At 44.5% G+C, this 977-nt stretch carries 1 pseudogene; it reads right to left on the reverse strand.

The features are described 5' to 3' along the window. Window positions 1–977, reverse strand: a pseudogene (locus ACFO3O_RS22655) (T9SS type B sorting domain-containing protein); the annotation flags it as partial.

The raw sequence follows: 977 nt of genomic DNA on the forward strand, positions 1-977 counted from the left end.
GATGTTCTGTACCTCTACGGTATATACTCCTCCCGGATTAAAGGAACTCTCTAAAACAACGGCTTCAAACACGGGAGCACTCACTGCTACATAACTTGCCTCCGCTACATAATCACAGCTAGTAATCACATCCATCCCATTGTCATAGGTGGCCGTTACCGTTAGTTGATACTCTCCTTGCTGATCAACTGTCACAGTAGGATCTAACGAAACAAGCGTGCCATCACGAGTCCACGTATAAGCATAACTCACTCCTGGAATTGCATCTTCCACCGTACCATCTAGTATAAACGGATCTAATGCCTCGCCTGTAATCTCATCTACACAAATCTCCCCTCCTTCATTACTTAAATCGGTGTAAGGCAATGGTTCTACAAAAATCATAAATTCGATCACATCGGTTGACTCACACATACTCGAGGTGTTAATCGCTCGGGCATAAATGGTCTGCGGATCACTTGTATTGACAAAGGCTGTTGGGTCTACAATAGGATTCTCCATGTTTTGTGCATCCACTAAGGACGTGTAGTACACCACCGAAGTGGTAGGCTCTCCCCCTGTAATCACATCATTTTGCTGTGTTAAATCAAAAGTTGCTACCTCCTGTAGGGGAATTCCATTAATCCCCGGATCATCCGCACATTGGGTAATATCCTCTGCTGGGTTTGCCAGCGGACGACTCTCTACCGTAAAAATCACACTTCCAATAGAAACACACTGCGATGCGCTTTCTATTCTGAAGAAAATCTCATCACCATCGGTTACTACAAGCAACACTGACTGATCGATTGGGAAGGCTTCATTTTCTGCCTCTGTCGCTGTATTGTGATAGGTAATCGTGAAATCAGCAGTGTTTTGTGGCGCTACTAAGAATCCAGCATCATCCGCTAGGGTTGCTAAATTCACCTCTCCTGTGGTATCATCTCCATCAAACTCCTCACAGAAGGTATAATCAAACGGAGTATCTTGTGCTACAA

The sequence above is a fragment of the Dokdonia ponticola genome (genome assembly GCF_042653865.1).
GTDB lineage: Bacteria > Bacteroidota > Bacteroidia > Flavobacteriales > Flavobacteriaceae > Dokdonia > Dokdonia ponticola.